At 67.9% G+C, this 15,516-nt stretch carries 13 protein-coding genes; 6 read left to right on the forward strand and 7 right to left on the reverse strand.

From position 1 onward, the window contains the following. Nucleotides 1–37: 37 nt before the first annotated feature. Both AB0I43_RS09505 and AB0I43_RS09510 read right to left on the reverse strand, forming a co-directional pair. Complete coding sequence (locus AB0I43_RS09505; RefSeq protein WP_356971222.1) at nucleotides 38–1,489, reverse strand: serine hydrolase domain-containing protein; 1,452 nt, start codon at nucleotides 1,487–1,489, stop codon at nucleotides 38–40. A gap of 149 nt (nucleotides 1,490–1,638) precedes the next feature. Then, entirely contained in the window at nucleotides 1,639–2,253 is a 615-nt protein-coding gene (locus tag AB0I43_RS09510; protein WP_356971220.1) for a TetR family transcriptional regulator, read from the reverse strand. Nucleotides 2,254–2,428: 175 nt separating this feature from the next. On the opposite strand from AB0I43_RS09510, the gene AB0I43_RS09515 reads away from it, so the two are divergent. The 3 genes from AB0I43_RS09515 to AB0I43_RS09525 are packed head-to-tail and all read left to right on the forward strand — an operon-like array spanning nucleotide 2,429 to nucleotide 5,050. Then, entirely contained in the window at nucleotides 2,429–3,541 is a 1,113-nt protein-coding gene (locus AB0I43_RS09515; protein WP_356971218.1) for an FAD-binding oxidoreductase, read from the forward strand. 24 nt (nucleotides 3,542–3,565) lie between these two features. Next, complete coding sequence (locus AB0I43_RS09520; protein WP_356971217.1) at nucleotides 3,566–4,714, forward strand: acyl-CoA desaturase; 1,149 nt, start codon at nucleotides 3,566–3,568, stop codon at nucleotides 4,712–4,714. 30 nt (nucleotides 4,715–4,744) lie between these two features. After that, on the forward strand, nucleotides 4,745–5,050 hold the full coding sequence (locus AB0I43_RS09525; RefSeq protein ID WP_356971215.1) for a hypothetical protein: 306 nt from the start codon (nucleotides 4,745–4,747) through the stop codon (nucleotides 5,048–5,050). Between the two features lie 4 nt (nucleotides 5,051–5,054). Here the strand turns inward: AB0I43_RS09525 and AB0I43_RS09530 are convergent, their stop codons facing one another. Beyond that, nucleotides 5,055–5,597 (reverse strand): DUF4254 domain-containing protein, encoded by a 543-nt coding sequence (locus AB0I43_RS09530; protein WP_356971214.1) that lies wholly within the window; start codon nucleotides 5,595–5,597, stop codon nucleotides 5,055–5,057. A 443-nt stretch (nucleotides 5,598–6,040) separates the two neighbouring features. Between AB0I43_RS09530 and AB0I43_RS09535 the strand changes: the two genes are divergently transcribed. Both AB0I43_RS09535 and AB0I43_RS09540 read left to right on the forward strand, forming a co-directional pair. Continuing rightward, nucleotides 6,041–6,319 carry a hypothetical protein gene (locus AB0I43_RS09535; RefSeq protein WP_356971212.1) on the forward strand — a complete coding sequence of 93 codons (279 nt, stop codon included), beginning with the start codon at nucleotides 6,041–6,043 and terminating at the stop codon, nucleotides 6,317–6,319. Nucleotides 6,320–6,820: 501 nt separating this feature from the next. Beyond that, the gene (locus AB0I43_RS09540; RefSeq protein ID WP_356971210.1) at nucleotides 6,821–7,540 is read left to right on the forward strand and encodes a DUF4389 domain-containing protein; all 720 of its coding nucleotides are present in this window, start codon (nucleotides 6,821–6,823) and stop codon (nucleotides 7,538–7,540) included. On the opposite strand, the gene AB0I43_RS09545 is transcribed toward AB0I43_RS09540, so the two are convergent. The 3 genes from AB0I43_RS09545 to AB0I43_RS09555 are packed head-to-tail and all read right to left on the reverse strand — an operon-like array spanning nucleotide 7,522 to nucleotide 10,149. Continuing rightward, nucleotides 7,522–8,514 (reverse strand): ATP-binding cassette domain-containing protein, encoded by a 993-nt coding sequence (locus AB0I43_RS09545; protein WP_356971209.1) that lies wholly within the window; start codon nucleotides 8,512–8,514, stop codon nucleotides 7,522–7,524. The two genes, AB0I43_RS09540 and AB0I43_RS09545, sit on opposite strands and share 19 nt — an antisense overlap. Before the next feature lie 2 nt (nucleotides 8,515–8,516). Then, nucleotides 8,517–9,350 (reverse strand): ABC-2 family transporter protein, encoded by an 834-nt coding sequence (locus tag AB0I43_RS09550; RefSeq protein WP_356971207.1) that lies wholly within the window; start codon nucleotides 9,348–9,350, stop codon nucleotides 8,517–8,519. Then, nucleotides 9,343–10,149 (reverse strand): ABC-2 family transporter protein, encoded by an 807-nt coding sequence (locus tag AB0I43_RS09555; RefSeq protein WP_356971206.1) that lies wholly within the window; start codon nucleotides 10,147–10,149, stop codon nucleotides 9,343–9,345. The genes AB0I43_RS09550 and AB0I43_RS09555 overlap by 8 nt, the downstream gene beginning before the upstream one ends. Before the next feature lie 188 nt (nucleotides 10,150–10,337). Between AB0I43_RS09555 and ectB the strand changes: the two genes are divergently transcribed. Next, complete coding sequence (gene ectB / locus AB0I43_RS09560) at nucleotides 10,338–11,633, forward strand: diaminobutyrate--2-oxoglutarate transaminase (RefSeq protein ID WP_356971205.1); 1,296 nt, start codon at nucleotides 10,338–10,340, stop codon at nucleotides 11,631–11,633. Nucleotides 11,634–11,781: 148 nt separating this feature from the next. Here the strand turns inward: ectB and AB0I43_RS09565 are convergent, their stop codons facing one another. Further along, nucleotides 11,782–15,270, reverse strand: coding sequence for an indolepyruvate ferredoxin oxidoreductase family protein (locus AB0I43_RS09565; RefSeq protein ID WP_356971203.1), 3,489 nt, complete (start codon nucleotides 15,268–15,270; stop codon nucleotides 11,782–11,784). Between the last annotated feature and the right edge of the window lie 246 nt (nucleotides 15,271–15,516).

Genomic DNA, 15,516 nt, shown 5'->3' on the forward strand with positions numbered 1-15,516 from the left:
CCCGCCGAATCATCCGGCGGGGGATCGGCTTTTGAGGTCAATCCACCTTCGGAGTCGCGCGGGTGCCGACGATCACACACGGGACGCCGTTGGCCAGCACCGAGAAGATCACCGGCATATAGCCTTCGCTGAAGGACGGTCCCGCACCCGACCCCGCCCAGACCGTCTCGCTGACCGGCGTCAGATCAATGCTCAGCGGCGGGGACATGCCGGCCATCGAGTCGACGAATTCGTAAAGCATGTGCGCCTTGCCTTCGCGCTCGCCGACCGTGACGACGACGCCGGCCCGCTTGTACACGCCCGCGTACGGGGCGATGTCCACCACCGGCGGCTCGACCGCGGGCGCGAACGGCGCGGGCATGGTGACATCGGCCAGCTCGGCCAGCAACTCGCGGAACAGATCCGAGTACAGCTGCCGGGCACCGCCGCCATTGGTCAGCAGCACGATCGCCATCTTCGCCGACGGGATGACGCGCAGGTAGCCGTACTGCCCGATGGCCGCGCCGTCGTGGCCGAAGCCGCCGACGCCGTTCCAGTTGTTGAGCACCCAGCCCAGCCCCTGCCCGTCGCCGCTGACGGTCCACTTGTCCAGGCAGTCCGCCTCGCGGCGCTGCATGGCCGCGGTGCTCGCGGCACTCAGCACCCGCGTACCGTCCTGGGCCACACCGCCGTTCAGATGCATCTGGGCGAACCGCGCCATGGCGCCCGCGCTGGAGATGACCCGGGCCGCGGGGGCCACCGAGCGCGGCATCAGGTCCCACTCCGGCGCCGGATCGGGGTCCACGCCCGGTTCGCCGAGGTGGCTCATCGCGGTGCGGAACTTCAGCGCCTGCTCCGGCAATGTCACCAGGTGCTCGACGCCCAGTGGCCGGGCCAGGCGCTCGGCGACGGCCTGGTCCCAGGTCAGGCCGGTGAGCACCTCGATCATGCGGCCCATCACCACGTAGCCGATGCCGCCGTAGGAGAAGATGGTGCCCGCCGGGCAGTCCTGCGGAACGTCGCGGGCGGCCTCGACGAAAGCGGCCAGGCAGTCGTCGCCCCGGCCGGTGTCGTGATTGAAGTCATTGGTCAAACCCGCGGTGTGCGAGAGCAACTGGCGGGTGGTGATGGTCTCGGTGGCCTGGGCATCGGGCACCGCGAACTCGGGCAGAACATCGACCACCGGGGCGTCGAGATCCAGTTTGCCCTCGTCGACCAGCTGCATGATCAGCGTGGCGGTGTAGACCTTGGCGATCGAACCGCAGAGGAACACCGAGTCGGTGGTGACCTCGACGCCGGTGCCGCGGTGCAGGACCCCGCTGGCCAGTTCGTGCACCTGACCATCGATGACCACGGCCAAGGCGGCGCCGGGCACGTTGTGCGCGGCGCGGAGTTCGTCCAGCCGGTGCTGCCAATGCCCGGTCGCGAACCGGGAGACCGGGCGTTCGGACTTCCCGGATCCCCAGTCGCCCGCGTCGGCCCGGTTGTTCTCGGTGCTGTTCTTCGTCATGGCTGCTCCTCATGCTGCGGGGCGTTCGATGCGAACACTGTTCCCGTATGTAGAACAATGTACTCATATGCGAACGGTGTGCGCAAGTGGTCCGAAAAAACCCGGGCGCCACGGAAACCGTGGTGGGCCCGGGTTGGGAGGTGGAGTGGCTAGCCCTGCGGTTTCCAGACGCCCATGCCGAGTGCGACCAGGCGGACCTGGGACACCGTGCGCTCGACGACGGACTTCTGCTCCCGGGCGGGCGCGGCGATGTAGCCGCTGATGCCCTGGACGACCGTGCCGACGATCAGGTCGGCGGCGATCTCCAGATCGCGCGGCGACCAGGAATCCAGGGCGGAGATGCGGGAGAGATCGGCGACGAGCTCGCGCACGATCAGTTGCAGTTCCGTGGTGATCGCCTGGCGCAGCGCCGCCGAGCCGCCGTGCTGCTCGCGGATGAGGAAGCCGAACAGGTCGCTCTTGCCGTTCACCTGTTCGAAAACGAAGCGGACCGAAGCGGATACGCCGCCGCCGGGGCTGCGCCGCACCTCGCGCAGGGCCAGCCGCAGGGCTGTGACGCCTTCGTCGACCAGGGTGGCGCCCAGGTCGTCGAGGGAGGCGAAGTGCCGGTAGAAGGCGGTGGGGACGATCCCGGCCGAGCGGGCGATCTCCCGCAGGCTCAGCGCCGCGAATCCGCGTTCGGCGGCGAGGGCGAGGGTGCCGTCGACCAAGGCCTGACGGGTCCTCTCTTTGCGCTCGTTCCGCGTTGCTGCCTGCTCGTTCATGTCGATGAGCATACAACCGTTCACTATTCGCACCTTCTGGGGATGTTGTTCGGGTCACACAATCTGCCGGTTGACACCGACACGGGGTCATCGGTCACACTAGTTGAGTGTACAGGCGTGCACTGAAAATGTGGCTCGCACGCCGCAGGCCCGGAAAGAGGGACGGAGAACCAACATGGTGGATCTCATCGATGTGGTGCAGACGCTGACCACGCCGCACCCGCTGGACCGATACCTGGAACTGATCCGGCCCACGCTGACCGCACGCCGGTTGCGCGCCGAGGTCACCCATGTGCGTCGCTCGACGCCGGGCTCGGTGACGCTGAGCTTGCGTCCGACCCGGCAGTGGCGGGGTCACGTGGCCGGGCAGTACGTCCAGATCGGCGTGGTGATCGACGGCGTCCGGCACACACGGTGCTATTCGCCGGTGAATCCCGCGGGCCGGCGGGATCGCTACATCCAGCTCACGATCAAGTCGCACGCGGGCGGGCTGGTGTCGGAGTATCTGTACCGGCACGCCGCGCCCGGGATGGTCCTCGATCTGGAGCCCGCCGCGGGCAGCTTCCGCCTGCCCGAGGCCCGGCCCGAACGGATCCTGCTGGTCAGCGGCGGCAGCGGCATCACCCCGGTGCTGTCGATGCTGCGCACGCTGGCCGACGAGGACTACCGCGGGCAGGTCACCTTCCTGCACTACGCGAAATCGCCGGTGCTGGTGCCACATCGGGCCGAGCTGGACGCGATCGCCCAGGCGCACGACAACTTCCGGATCGAGCTGCGCTACCCGGGCCGGCGCGCGGCCGACGAGCTGGAGCCGGTCACCGTGCGGTCGTGCACCGAGATCAGCGGCATGGGGTACTTCGACTACGACGAATTGGAGCGCGTCGCCCCGTGGTTCGCCGAGGGACAGACCTTCGTCTGCGGGCCGCAGGCCCTGATGGACGCGGTGCGCAAGGTCTACGAGGCCGAGCAGCTCGACGAGCGTCTGCACACCGAGGAGTTCACGCTCAGCCTGGCGCCGGTCGACGACGCCGAAGTCCATGGGACGGTGAGCTTCTCGGCGAGCGGTGTGAGCGCGGCGAACTCCGGGGCGCCGCTGCTGGAACAGGCCGAGGTCGCCGGGCTGAGCCCGGAATACGGCTGCCGGATGGGAATCTGCTTCTCCTGCACCGCGGTACGCCGTACCGGGTGCACCCGCAACCTGCGCACCGGCGAGATCGACAGTGACCCGGATCAGCCCATCCAGTTGTGCATCAGCGCGCCGGTGGGTGACGTCGACATCGACGTCTGACGAGCAAACGACAGGGGACAACTCATGACTATTCTGACCGAGACCAAGGACGGACCGCTGGTTCTGAGCCCGGATCAGGTCGAGGAGCTGGGCAAGGCGCTCGACGACCTGCGGGCTCGCGTCGTCGCCGATCTGGGTGACCGCGACCGCGAGTACATCTACTCGATCATCAAGGCGCAGCGCGGTTTCGAGATCGCCGGCCGCGGCCTGATGTATCTGGGCTTCCTGCCGCCGGTCTGGCTGGCCGCGGTGGCCGCGCTGAGCGTGTCCAAGATCCTGGACAACATGGAGATCGGCCACAACGTGATGCACGGCCAGTACGACTGGATGCGTGAGCCGGACCTGAATTCCCGTGAGTTCGAATGGGATACGGTCTGCCCGGCCGAGCAGTGGCGGCACTCGCACAACTACATGCACCACACCTTCACCAACATCCACAACAAGGACCGCGACATCGGTTACGGCATCCTGCGGATGGACGAGGCGCAGGCGTGGAATCCGCTGCGCCTGGGCCAGCCGCTCTACGCCTTCGCGCTGATGATGCTGTTCGAGTGGGGCGTGATGGGCCACGATCTCGAGGTCGAGAACATCGTGCGCGGCAAGCGCTCCTGGGCGGATGTGAAGAAGCTGGTGCGCGGGCAGTGGCGCAAGGCGGGCAAGCAGGTCCTCAAGGACTACGTGATCTTCCCGGCCCTGTCCGGTCCGCTGTTCCTGAGCACCCTGGCCGGCAACGTGACCGCCAACCTGGTCCGCAATGTCTGGGCCTACTCGATCATCTTCTGCGGGCACTTCCCGACCGGCGTACAGACGTTCACCGAGGAGGAGACGGCCGAGGAGACCCGCGGCGAGTGGTACGTCCGGCAGATGCTGGGTTCGGCCAACATCTCCGGCGGCCGGCTGTTCCACATCATGTCCGGGAATTTGTCGCACCAGATCGAGCACCACCTGTTCCCGGATCTGCCCGCCAACCGTTATCCGGAGATGGCTCCGGAGGTGCGCGCGCTGTGTGAGAAATACGGTCTGCCGTACAACACCGGCCCGTTGAGCAAGCAGGTCGGCTCGGTGTGGTGGAAGATTTGCAAGCTCGCGCTGCCGCCTTCGCTGGTGGCCTCCGACCCGACGCCCGGTGTTATCGTGATGCGTCAGCAAAAGGCAAACGAAGTCGGTGTGTGAATGATCGGGAAATTCGAAAGCAACAAGGACTTGATTCAGGAATTAACCGCTTCCGGCGCCAGACACGTCGGCAATATCGCCTCGATCATCACCAATACGGTGGCGGAGGTGACCCGGGAGATCGGCGATTGGGTCACCGATGCCATCGAGATGAACGAGGCGGCCGCGGCGGCCCGGCGGGACGCGACCGAACAGTCGGATCGCGAGTTCGCCGACACCTCCTTCGACGAGGAGGTGGAGCCGACGGTGCCCACCGGCTCGTTCGTGCCGTCCGAGGTCGTCGTCGAGCCCGAGATCATCGAGCCGGAGATCGTCGAGCCCGGCGAGCACCGCTAGGCGCTCACCAGACCGGCAGCCGGCGCCGGTGCTCGACCACGTCGGTGATCAGATCCTGGTAGCCGTCGGCGAGTTCGGCCAGCCTGGTCCACTGCAGGTGGGCATCGGAGTCCACCTGCGGTGGCGGGGGCGCGCCGTGCCCGTTCATTCCCAGAGCCTGTTGCGCCGCAATCCATTTCGCCGCCATCCGATCGATGACCGCGCCCAGGGTCTCGGTGTGCAGCGAGGCGCCGGAGCGATGCGCGACGTGGGTCGCCACCCAGCCGTCGATGGCGGCGATCAGCGCGCGCCGGCTCTCGTCGATGTCCTCCACCAGCTGACTGCAGGCCGCGACCAACCCGGGGCCGGCGCCGGCCGCGTGCGCGGCCTGCTGTGCGCGGCTGCGGCGCTCGTGGCATTCGACCAATTCGTGCGCCGCGTCCAGGACGCGATGCCTGCGCAGGAGTGGATCGTGGGGTTCGCGAAACGCGCGTAGCAGCGCTGAGCGATGCGGCAACTCGTCGGTTCCGATGCGGGAGTGGGAACCCGTAGACTCGGCGTATTGCATGGTGCACGCCCTTGTGATGATCTTCGATTCGACTGTGTGGATGCGCCAGGGCCGAGGGGGATTTCGGGGAGGGGCACCCCTCGGCTCCGGCGCAGCCCCGGGCCTCGGACGCCCCCCACACAGTCCACCAGCACGGCAAAGAAACCGGGAAATCCGCGACGATGCGATGAGGAAGACGGCCCGAGAAAATCGGGACATATTCAGGAAAGCGCGATAGTCGGACCGGTGCAACCGTATAGCGTAAAAGACCACCAGCTGCCGGGAAATCGTTATCGTCCGTTACGGGCAGGTCACACGGTCCGTGCGCGCCCGATCCCGGGTGCGCGCGAGAGCGCATGGGTGGCAACCACCTTGGGCGCGGCTGCGGTGTGCCGTGCGCGGATGCACTAACCTCCCTATTCGTGCCTGCGTACGTGTCCTCGCCCGAGCTGACATTCGGCTTCATGTTCGCGCTGGAAGACCCCGAGCGAATCGCGGAGGTCGTCCGCGACCTCGTCGTCCGCAAAACGGTGTCGGTGTTCCGGCTCGCGCGGTTGTCCGATGACGACGGGCCGCCGGAGCGCTATGTGGTGAACTGGGCGGCGATCCCGCAAATTTCGATAACCACCGAGTCGCCGCATCCCGAGGATCTGGCCGCGGAGCGAATTCTTCTGGTGAACGCGTTTCTCGGCGAGGGCGGCGAGGTCAGTCTCTACTCTTCGCACGGGTCGACGCCGAGCTGATGACCAGGGCGGATCCGCTCGATCGGTCGTATGTCGGTCACGTTACGGTGATTTGAAACACCAGCGCCTCTAAGTTTGCTATCAGGTCGCGGTCAGTGCTTTCACAGGCCGCCCCGGCATCGTCTGCGGTGTCGGTCGCCCCACGAAGGCGGCCGGCGGACGATTCCGACTATGGAGGTTGCTCTACATGATTCCCGTGATCATCGATACCGGTTCCGCCGCCCTGAACGGCCTGCTCAGCACCGGCTCCGCCGCGCTGTCGGGCATCCTGAGCACGCTGTTCACCGGTTCCTTCGGCGGCTGATAGCCCCCTAGCGTCCGAATTTCGGACCGCCCCCGGCGCTGCGGCGCCGGGGGCGGTTTGCCGTTCCGGCCCGCTGTGCCCGGGTCCGCGACAGGGTTGGCCGATTTCCGCGAAAACGCCTGACCGGTACGGGACAATCGGGGCATACCGCAACGGTTCTCCCGCTGTATCGAAGCGCCCGGGAAGGAGCGTCGATCATGACCGCGTCTGATGACACAGGACCCGACCTCGCGAAGCCGGTTCCCCCTGTCGCCCCCGTCCGTATCCGTGGCGATCTCGACCCCGCCGTGTCCCGCTGGATGTGGCTGGTCAAGTGGATCCTCGCGATCCCGCACTACATCGTGCTGTTCTTCCTGGGCATCGCCTACGTCGTGGTGTGGATCGTCGCGCTGCTGGCGATCTTGTTCACCGGCCGCTATCCACGCGGGCTGTTCGACTTCTCCGTCGGCGTGCTGCGCTGGAGCTGGCGGGTGGGTTTCTACGCCTGGTCGCCGTTGGGCACCGACAAATATCCACCGTTCAGCCTGCGCGTCGACGAGAATTATCCGGCCGATCTGGAAGTCGACTATCCGGACCAGCTGAGCCGCGGTCTGGTGCTCGTGAAATGGTGGTTGCTGGCCATTCCGCATTATCTGGTGGTCATGGCTTTCGCGGGCGGCGGATATATGGCGTTCTCCGAGGATTACGGCATGTCCTGGATAGCGCTGGAACCGCTGCTGACGCTGATCGCCGTCATCGCTCTGCTGTTCACCGCCGCCTATCCCGCGCGGCTTTTCGATTTCATCATGGGCCTGCAGCGCTGGTCGTTGCGTGTACAGGTGTACGCCTCGCTGCTGCGGGACGAATATCCGCCGTTCCGATTGGATCAGGGTCCGCGCGAGCCGGGCTCGCTGATCGTTCAGCGCGCGGATTCGTAGATCCGGCGCACGATGTCCTCGATCTCGGGCTCCTCGATGGACAGGTCGCGGACCTCGGCCCGGTGCGACACGGCCGCCAGAAGCTGGGCGGCCGTGGTGGTTTGCGCGTCGAAGGCGAGGCGCTGCCGGATGCCGCCGCCCTCGCTGGTGAGCAGTTCGGCGTGACAGGGCAGGTCGACCAGGTCGGGTGTGGGCTCGGCCAGGTCGACCACCAGCACGCGCCGGGCGCCGACGGTGGTGCCGAGTCCGGGCAGCGAGCCGTCGTAGACCAGCCGGCCGTGATCGACCACCAGGACGCGGTCGCACAGGCGCTCCACGTCGCCCATGTCGTGGGTGGTGAGCAGCAGGGTGGTGCCCCGGTCCACCCGTTCGGCCCGGAGAAACTCGCGCAGCCGCTGCTTGGACAGCACGTCCAGGCCGATGGTGGGTTCGTCCAGGATCACCAGTTCGGGGCAGTGCAGCAGGGCGGCGGCCACTTCCGCGCGCATGCGCTGACCCAGCGACAGCTGGCGCACCGGAGTGTCCAGGGTCTCGGCCATTTCCAGCTGCTCGACCAGCTCGTAGGTGCGCTTGCGGGTCATGTCGGGATCCAGGCGATGGATCGCCGCCAGGATCGAGAACGACTCGCGCAGCGGCAGATCCCACCACAGCTGGGACCGCTGCCCGAAGACCACGCCGATCCGCGCGGCCAGCTGCCGGCGCTGCCGGACCGGTTCCAGCCCGCAGGTGCGCACGCGGCCGGCGGTGGGCACCAGGATGCCGGTCAGCATCTTGATGGTGGTGGACTTCCCGGCGCCGTTGGCGCCGATGTATCCGACCGCGGCGCCGCGCTCGATCCGGAAGCTCATGTCGTCCACCGCGGTGAGGGTGTCGCGCTGTCTGCGCCAACGGCGGCCGTTCTTGCGGTACAGCGTGAACTGTCTGGTCAGGTTGTCGATTTCAACGATCGCATCCGATAAATCGCCGTCCGCCACGCTTATCCGCCACCTCCCTGGTAGTGCCTGGTTCCGAGCCGCCACAGCCAGAACGCGACGGCCCATACCCACAGTGCGGCCAGGGGCGCCAGCCACGCCAGCCAGGCAGGCAGAATGTCCGGCCCCGGTAGCTGGAGCAGTGCGATGGTGGGCAGGTAGGCCGTGAAGGCGACCGGGATGGCGAATCCGAACAGCAATTTCAACGGGGTGGGAAAAACGGACGCTGGCTGCATGGCGGCGAAAGATCCCCCATAGGTGAAGCTGTTGGTCAGTTCGGCACCGTCGATCAGGAAGAACTGCAGACCGGCCGCACAGACGAAAATGCCGGAAAACAGCAGGACGCCGGTTAACAGGGTAGTGGTAAGCAGGATTACCGCGCCCGGACTCCAGTCGATGTCGTTGCGCAGCAAGCCGATTGCCAGGATCACCATGGCCACCGACGCGCGGGCGAAGCGGCGCAGCGAGATATCGCCGGTGATCAATTGCAGCAGTAGTGGCTGTGGTCGCAGGTGATAGGCGTCGAGGGTGCCCTGCCGGATCAGGGTGGGCAGCGAATCGAGATGCCCGACCAGCACCTGGGCCAGCGCGAAACCGGTGTTGCTCAACCCGAACAGCAGCAGCGCCGCGTCCATGTCCAGGCCGCCCAGCACCCGCACCTGATGGAAGATGACCCACACCTCGGCGAATTCCACGATGCCGATCAGGAACGCGCTGAACACCTCGCTGACGAAGGACAGCCGATAGGCCTGCTGCGCACGGATCCTGGAGCGCAGCACGGCGGCGTAGGGCGTGAGCCAGGTGCCCGCCGGTGCGCTCGCCATCCGGGTCTCAACCACCCTGCACCTCCAGTCTGTGCCGGCCCGCCGCGAGCAGGATGCGGCCGATCGCGCCGACCACGACGACCCAGAACACCTGGACACCAACCAGAGTCAGCGACTCGCCGCCGCCCACGCGACCGGACAGGATGTCGATGGGCGTCTGCAGGATGGAGGGGAACGGCGTGGCGTGCGCGACGACCCGCAACCACTCCGGGAACATGTGCACCGGGACGAACAGCCCGGCCAGGAACGTGCCGCAGATCTGATAGAGCACCCGCAGGCCCCGGGTCTCGATCACCCAGAAGCCGATCAGGCCGACGGCGAACAGGCACAGGAACGACAGCGTGATCGCCAGTAGCAGGCTCAGCGCGCCCCACAGGTAGGGGCCGGCGGTGGTGGGCATGGCCACGCCGAAGGTGAGCATGCCGAAGGCCACGCTGGGGATGCCGCGCGGCAGCATGGTGCACAGGGCGCGGCCCAGATCTGCTGCCAGGTAGCCCAGTTGGATGTCGACGGGGCGCAGGAAATCGATCGCGATGTCCCCGTTCTTGACCCGGTCCACCAGTTCCAGTGGCGGGCCCATGAATTGCATCGCGCCGAGCAGGCCCTGCGACAGCCAGACGTAGGCGCCGATGGTGCCCTCGTCGTACCCGCCGAAATCGCTGCCCGCCCGGACCGCCGCCAGCATCACGGCCGCCCGGACCATGCCGAAGACGCAGTTGGTGAAGAGTCCGGCGAACATGGCCAGCTTGTACTGGGCCTGCCTGCGAAATCCGGCGACGGCGAGTTGCAGGTAGACCCGTTGGGCCCGCCACAATTTCGCTGCCGCAGAGAGTCCTCCTGCCCCCACCGCACTGCAGCGCACAAGCAGTCAACTGTAGTGCGGGGGCCCGGACACGCGGAAGGGTTCCGCGCGGTTTTGGAAAAAGCGAGACAGACCTGTCGCGCCAATGTTAGAAACGCAGGCACTTCAGATTCGCTCTGACGCTCGTGGAAGGACCGACGATGACTGCCGCTAGCGATTGCTTGCCAGAGCGCTCGAAAGGGTCGGTTCAGGGGACCGTATTCGAAAGTCTCGAATCGAATGTCCGCGGCTACTGCCGATCCTGGCCCACGGTGTTCGACACCGCGAGCGGGAGCTGGCTGCGCGACGAGCAGGGCAAGGACTACCTCGACTTCTTCGCGGGCGCGGGGTCGCTGAACTACGGCCACAACAACCCGGTGCTCAAACGCGCGCTGCTGGAGTACATCGCGGGCGACGGCATCACCCATGGCCTGGATATGTCCACCGTCGCCAAGCGCAATCTCCTGGAGGCGCTGCGCGATCTCGTGCTGGAGCCGCGCGGCCTGGACTACAAGGTCCAGTTTCCCGGCCCCACGGGGGCCAACGCCGTGGAGGCGGCGCTGAAGCTGGCACGCAAGGTCACCGGCCGGCAGCCGATCCTGAACTTCACCAACGCCTTCCACGGCATGTCGCTCGGCGCGTTGTCGGTCACCGGCAACGCCGCCAAGCGCGCCGGCGCCGGAGTGCCACTGATCCACGTCGCGCCGATGCCCTACGACGGCTACCTCGGCGGCGCCGACGAACTGCGCTGGATGCGCAAGGCGCTCGACGACTCGTCCTCGGGGCTCGACAAGCCCGCCGCCGTCATCGTCGAGACGGTGCAGGGCGAGGGCGGGGTCAACGTGGCCCGGGCCGCCTGGCTGCGGCAACTGGCCGAATTGTGCGCCGCACGCGGCATTCTGCTCATCGTCGACGACATCCAGATGGGCTGCGGCCGCACCGGCGGGTTCTTCTCCTTCGAGTTCGCGGGCATCACGCCCGACATCGTCACGCTGTCGAAATCGATCGGCGGCTACGGCTTGCCGATGGCGCTGGTGCTGTTCCGGCCCGAGCTGGATCAGTGGACGCCCGGCGAGCACAACGGCACGTTCCGGGGCAACAACGCGGCCTTCGTCACCGCCCGGGTGGCACTCGAGCGGTACTGGTCCGACGGGGTCCTGGCGGCGTCCACGCTGGCCAAGGGCGAGCGCGCGCACACCGCGCTGACGGATCTGGCCGCCGCGTTCCCGGGCCTGTCGGTGCGCGGCCGGGGACTGGTGCAGGGCTTGGTCTTCGAGGACGCCTCCCAGTCCGCCAAGGCCTGCCGGCTCGCCTTCGAACGCGGCCTGCTGGTGGAAACCTCCGGCTCCGAGGACGAGGTGATCAAGCTGCTGCCCCCGCTGACCATCACCGACGAGGAGCTCGAGCACGGGCTGACCGTGCTGTCCGGGGCGGTCTCGGCGATCTGCGGGGGCTGATCGAGTGCCCATATCCCTTTATCGCTGGTAAGAGCCGACATTCGAACACGGATAGGTGCTCGATTCGGCCGCGTTCGGTGTGCTGTGCGGTAACGAGCTCCGGCCGGGACCGTCACACCGTGACGGTCCCGGCCGGAGGAAGCGGGAATCACACCCGCGGCGGCTCCAGCCCGAGCTCCCGCAGCCGCTCGCAGTAGAGCCGCACGTTCGCCAGTTTGATGTCCTCGTAACCGCGGACCACGTCGGTGAGCGCCGCGGCCTGGACGGCGCGGTCGTAGTTCTCGGCGGTCAGCTCGGCGGCCAGGGCGGTCACCATCGCGGTGTAGTGCGCGAGCAGCGTCCGCTCCACCTTGCGGACGTGGGCGTAGCCGAACGGGTCGAACCTGGTGCCGCGCAGCCGCTTCCCCTTGGCCAGCACGCGCAGCGCGACGTGGCTGTTCGGGCCCATGCCGATCTTCTTCTTGCGGCCGAGCGCGCGCAGCACGGGCGGGTGCAGCTTGTAGGTGAGGTTGGCCCCCTCGGGCAGCTGGGCGCTCACCTCGTCCAGAAACGCCGGGTCGGTGAGGCGGCGAGCCACCTCGTACTCGTCCTTGTACGCGGTGAACTTGTACAGGCCGCGCGCCACCTGCTCGCTGAACTCGGTGCGGCCCACGGCCTGATCGGCGGCCCAGATCCGCTGCACGGTGCCGATGTAGTCGCGGGCCACCTTCGTGCCCTGGAAGCCGATCAGCTCCGCGGCCCGCAATTCGACCAGCCGCCGGGTTTCGCCGGTGGCGGTGAAACCCTCGAACAGCACCGGCGGCACGGTGATCTCGGCCTTGGCGCGCGGAGCGCGGGTGGTCGCCGCCGCGAAGGCAGCCGGGTCGGCGATCGCGACCCGGCCCCAGCGGAAGGCGGCGATGTTGGCCGCCACCGCGACGCCGTTGATGCTGATGGCCTCCTCGATGGCGGTGGCCGGGATGCGCAGGCCGCCGGTCTGGCAGGCCGCGCCGACCAGCAGGAAGTTGGCGGCGGCGGTATTGCCGAACAGGATCTCCGCCGCGGCGAGCGCGTCGAAGGATCGCACCGAGCGCGAGACGCCCGCCAGCCGCGCGAGCAGCAGATCGGTCTCGGGGTAGGTCACCGACTTGTCGTAGACCATGTCGCCGGTCGGGGTCTGGCTGGTCGAGGCGACCGACACGGTGGTCTGGGCCGAGCCGTAGCCGAGGTTCTTGACGTCGGTGGCGGCGAGCAGATCGAAGGCGACGATGCAGTCCGCCGAACCCGGGGTGAGCCGGTTGGCCGGCTCCAATTCGCCTGCGACGAAGCGCAGATGCGAGACGACCGGGCCCGCCTTCTGGCTCAGGCCGATCTGATCCAGGCTCGCCACCTCGTATCCGGCCCGCAGCGCGGCGGTGGCCAGCACCTGGTTCACCGTGACGATGCCGGTGCCGCCGATCCCGGCCAGGAAGACGTTCTGCGTCGTCGCCGGGGCGGTGTGGGGCAGCGGCCGCAGCGCGGGCGGTTCCGGATGCCGCGGCTTGGCGCGCTTGGCCTTGGCCTGCGCGGGATCCGGCAGTTCCACCGTGACGAAGGACGGGCAGTCGCCGTCCATGCAGGTGTAATCGGTGTTGCAGGAGGTCTGATCGATGCGGGTCTTGCGGCCGAACTCGGTGTCCACCGGCTGCACCGACAGGCAGTTGCTCTTGGTGCCGCAATCGCCGCAGCCCTCGCACACCGCCTCGTTGATGACGACGCGGGTGCGGCGGGTCGGCAGCGTGCCGCGCTTGCGCTGCCGGCGCGCGTCGGCGGCGCAGTGCTGGTCGTAGATGAGCACGGTGACGCCGGGGACCTCGCGCAGCGCGCGCTGCGCCTCGTCGAGCCGGTCGCGGTGCCAGAGCTTGGTGCCCGGCGCGAGATCGCGCTTGCGGTACTTCGCGGGCTCGTCGGCGCAGACGATGATCTGCGCGACGCCTTCGACGGTGAGCTTGTGCGTCAGCTTCGGCACCGCCAGCGCGCCCTCGGCGTCCTGCGCGCCGGTCATCGCGACGACGTCGTTGTAGAGCAGCTTGTAGGTGATGTTGACTCCGGCCGCCACGCAAGCCTGCACGGCGAGCTGGCCGGAGTGGAAGTACGTTCCGTCGCCGATGTTCTGGAACAGGTGCGGCACCTGCGTGAACGGCGCCTGGCCGATCCACTGCGCGCCCTCGCCGCCCATCTGCGTCAGGCCGAGGACCTTGGAATCCTCGCGACCGGACATGGTGACCATGGTGTGGCAGCCGATGCCGCCGCCGGCCAGCGAACCCTCCGGTACCGCCGTGGAGCGGTTGTGCGGGCAGCCGCTGCAGAAGTAGGCGGCGCGCTTGGCGGGCAGCACGGACAGCGAAAGCGGCTGCGGCAGCGGGCGCTTGATGGTGAGGCCGAGCAGATCGGGGTGCGCGTTGAGGGCGCGGCGCAGCGGCGTGATGATGCGGCCGGTGGTGAGCTCGCCGTCCTGCGGGAACAGCGGCTTGCCGTCCAGGTCGCGCTTGCCGAGGATGCGAGGTGCGTCGGCGGCGCCGTAGAGGATCTCGCGGATCTGGTTCTCCACGAACGCGGTCTTGTCCTCGACGACGATCAGATGGTCCAGGCCCCGGGCGAATTCGCGGACGCGCTCGCCGGCGATCGGGAACGGCATGCCGATGCGGAGCAGCCGGACACCGGCGCGCATCAGGTCGGCGTCCTCGACGCCCAGGTCCAGCAGGGCCTGGCGGACGGCGTCGAAGGTGGTGCCGGTGGCGGCGATGCCGACGGCGGCGTGCGGCGGGTTCACCTCGATCACATCGAGTTCGTTGGCGGTGCTGTAGGCCTGCACCAGTTCCCAGCGCGGGCCGTAGAGATCGGCCTCGGCGACGACGCTGTCGGCGGGTGCCGCCATGGGCCGCTGCTTGTAGACGAAAGGCCGGCCCTCCCAGACGATCTCGGGGACGGTGATGTCGATGTCGCCGACCGCGCCGTCGACCGTCCAGGCGCCGTCCGCGACGTCGGCGACGATCTTCAGCGCCACCAGGCAGCCGCTGGCGCGCGAGAGCGCGACGCCGTGCAGGCCCATGGTGACGATCTCGCGGGCGTTGCGCGGGAACAGCACCGGAATGTTCATCGCGGCCAGCGAGCGCTCGCTCACGGCGGGCACGGTGGAGGATTTCGAGGCCGGGTCGTCGCCGACCAGCAGCAGCACGCCGCCGGCGGCGTTGACGCCGTACATGTTGGCGTGCCGCAGGGTGTCGGTGGCGCGGTCCAGGCCGGGGCCCTTGCCGTACCAGACGCCGACCACGCCGTCGTGGGTCGCGGACTCGGCGGGCAACTGGGCCTGGCTGCCCCACACGGCGGTGGCGGCCAGTTCCTCGTTGAGGCCGGGCACGAAGCTGATGTCGTGTTCGGACAGGACGTCCGGCATGCCGGCCAGCATCTTGTCGACGCCGCCGAGCGGGCTGCCCTGGTAACCGGAGACGAAAGTGCCGACGCGGTGGCCCGCGCGCAGGTCACGCACGTGCTGCTCGACCAGCTGGCGGGCGATCGCCTGCACGCCGGTGAGGACAACGGTCCCGGCGCCGACCCGGTAACGGTCGGCGAGGTCGTAGGGGGCTGGGATCAGTTCGCGATCGGCGAGCTCGGTCATCAGTCTCCACCTCATCCGCTCGGCCTCCCGGTCCGGGACGCTTCGCATCGTTGAGCACTTGTCGCTTGCCAGTCTGTAGATCCGGCGCGATATGAACAAGAGACGAGTCAAAAGTTGAGCAATGTGCGCAATTCGGAGTTTCCGGATTGGGCACCGGCTGCGCAGGGTGCGTGGTCGATGTGATCGCCACCACGTGACGGGGGTTACCGGCGTCGGCGTCGATTGGCTCACACGATAGAACCGCGC

Source organism: Nocardia sp. NPDC050435, from assembly GCF_040655395.1.
Taxonomy (GTDB): domain Bacteria; phylum Actinomycetota; class Actinomycetes; order Mycobacteriales; family Mycobacteriaceae; genus Nocardia.

Coding starts and splice junctions, on each gene's coding strand:
- AB0I43_RS09505 (WP_356971222.1), bottom strand. CDS start 1,489: ATGACGAAGAACAGCACCGAGAACAACCGGGCCGACGCGGGCGACTGG.
- AB0I43_RS09510 (WP_356971220.1), bottom strand. CDS start 2,253: ATGAACGAGCAGGCAGCAACGCGGAACGAGCGCAAAGAGAGGACCCGT.
- AB0I43_RS09515 (WP_356971218.1), top strand. CDS start 2,429: ATGGTGGATCTCATCGATGTGGTGCAGACGCTGACCACGCCGCACCCG.
- AB0I43_RS09520 (WP_356971217.1), top strand. CDS start 3,566: ATGACTATTCTGACCGAGACCAAGGACGGACCGCTGGTTCTGAGCCCG.
- AB0I43_RS09530 (WP_356971214.1), bottom strand. CDS start 5,597: ATGCAATACGCCGAGTCTACGGGTTCCCACTCCCGCATCGGAACCGAC.
- AB0I43_RS09535 (WP_356971212.1), top strand. CDS start 6,041: ATGTTCGCGCTGGAAGACCCCGAGCGAATCGCGGAGGTCGTCCGCGAC.
- AB0I43_RS09540 (WP_356971210.1), top strand. CDS start 6,821: ATGACCGCGTCTGATGACACAGGACCCGACCTCGCGAAGCCGGTTCCC.
- ectB (WP_356971205.1), top strand. CDS start 10,338: ATGACTGCCGCTAGCGATTGCTTGCCAGAGCGCTCGAAAGGGTCGGTT.
- AB0I43_RS09565 (WP_356971203.1), bottom strand. CDS start 15,270: ATGACCGAGCTCGCCGATCGCGAACTGATCCCAGCCCCCTACGACCTC.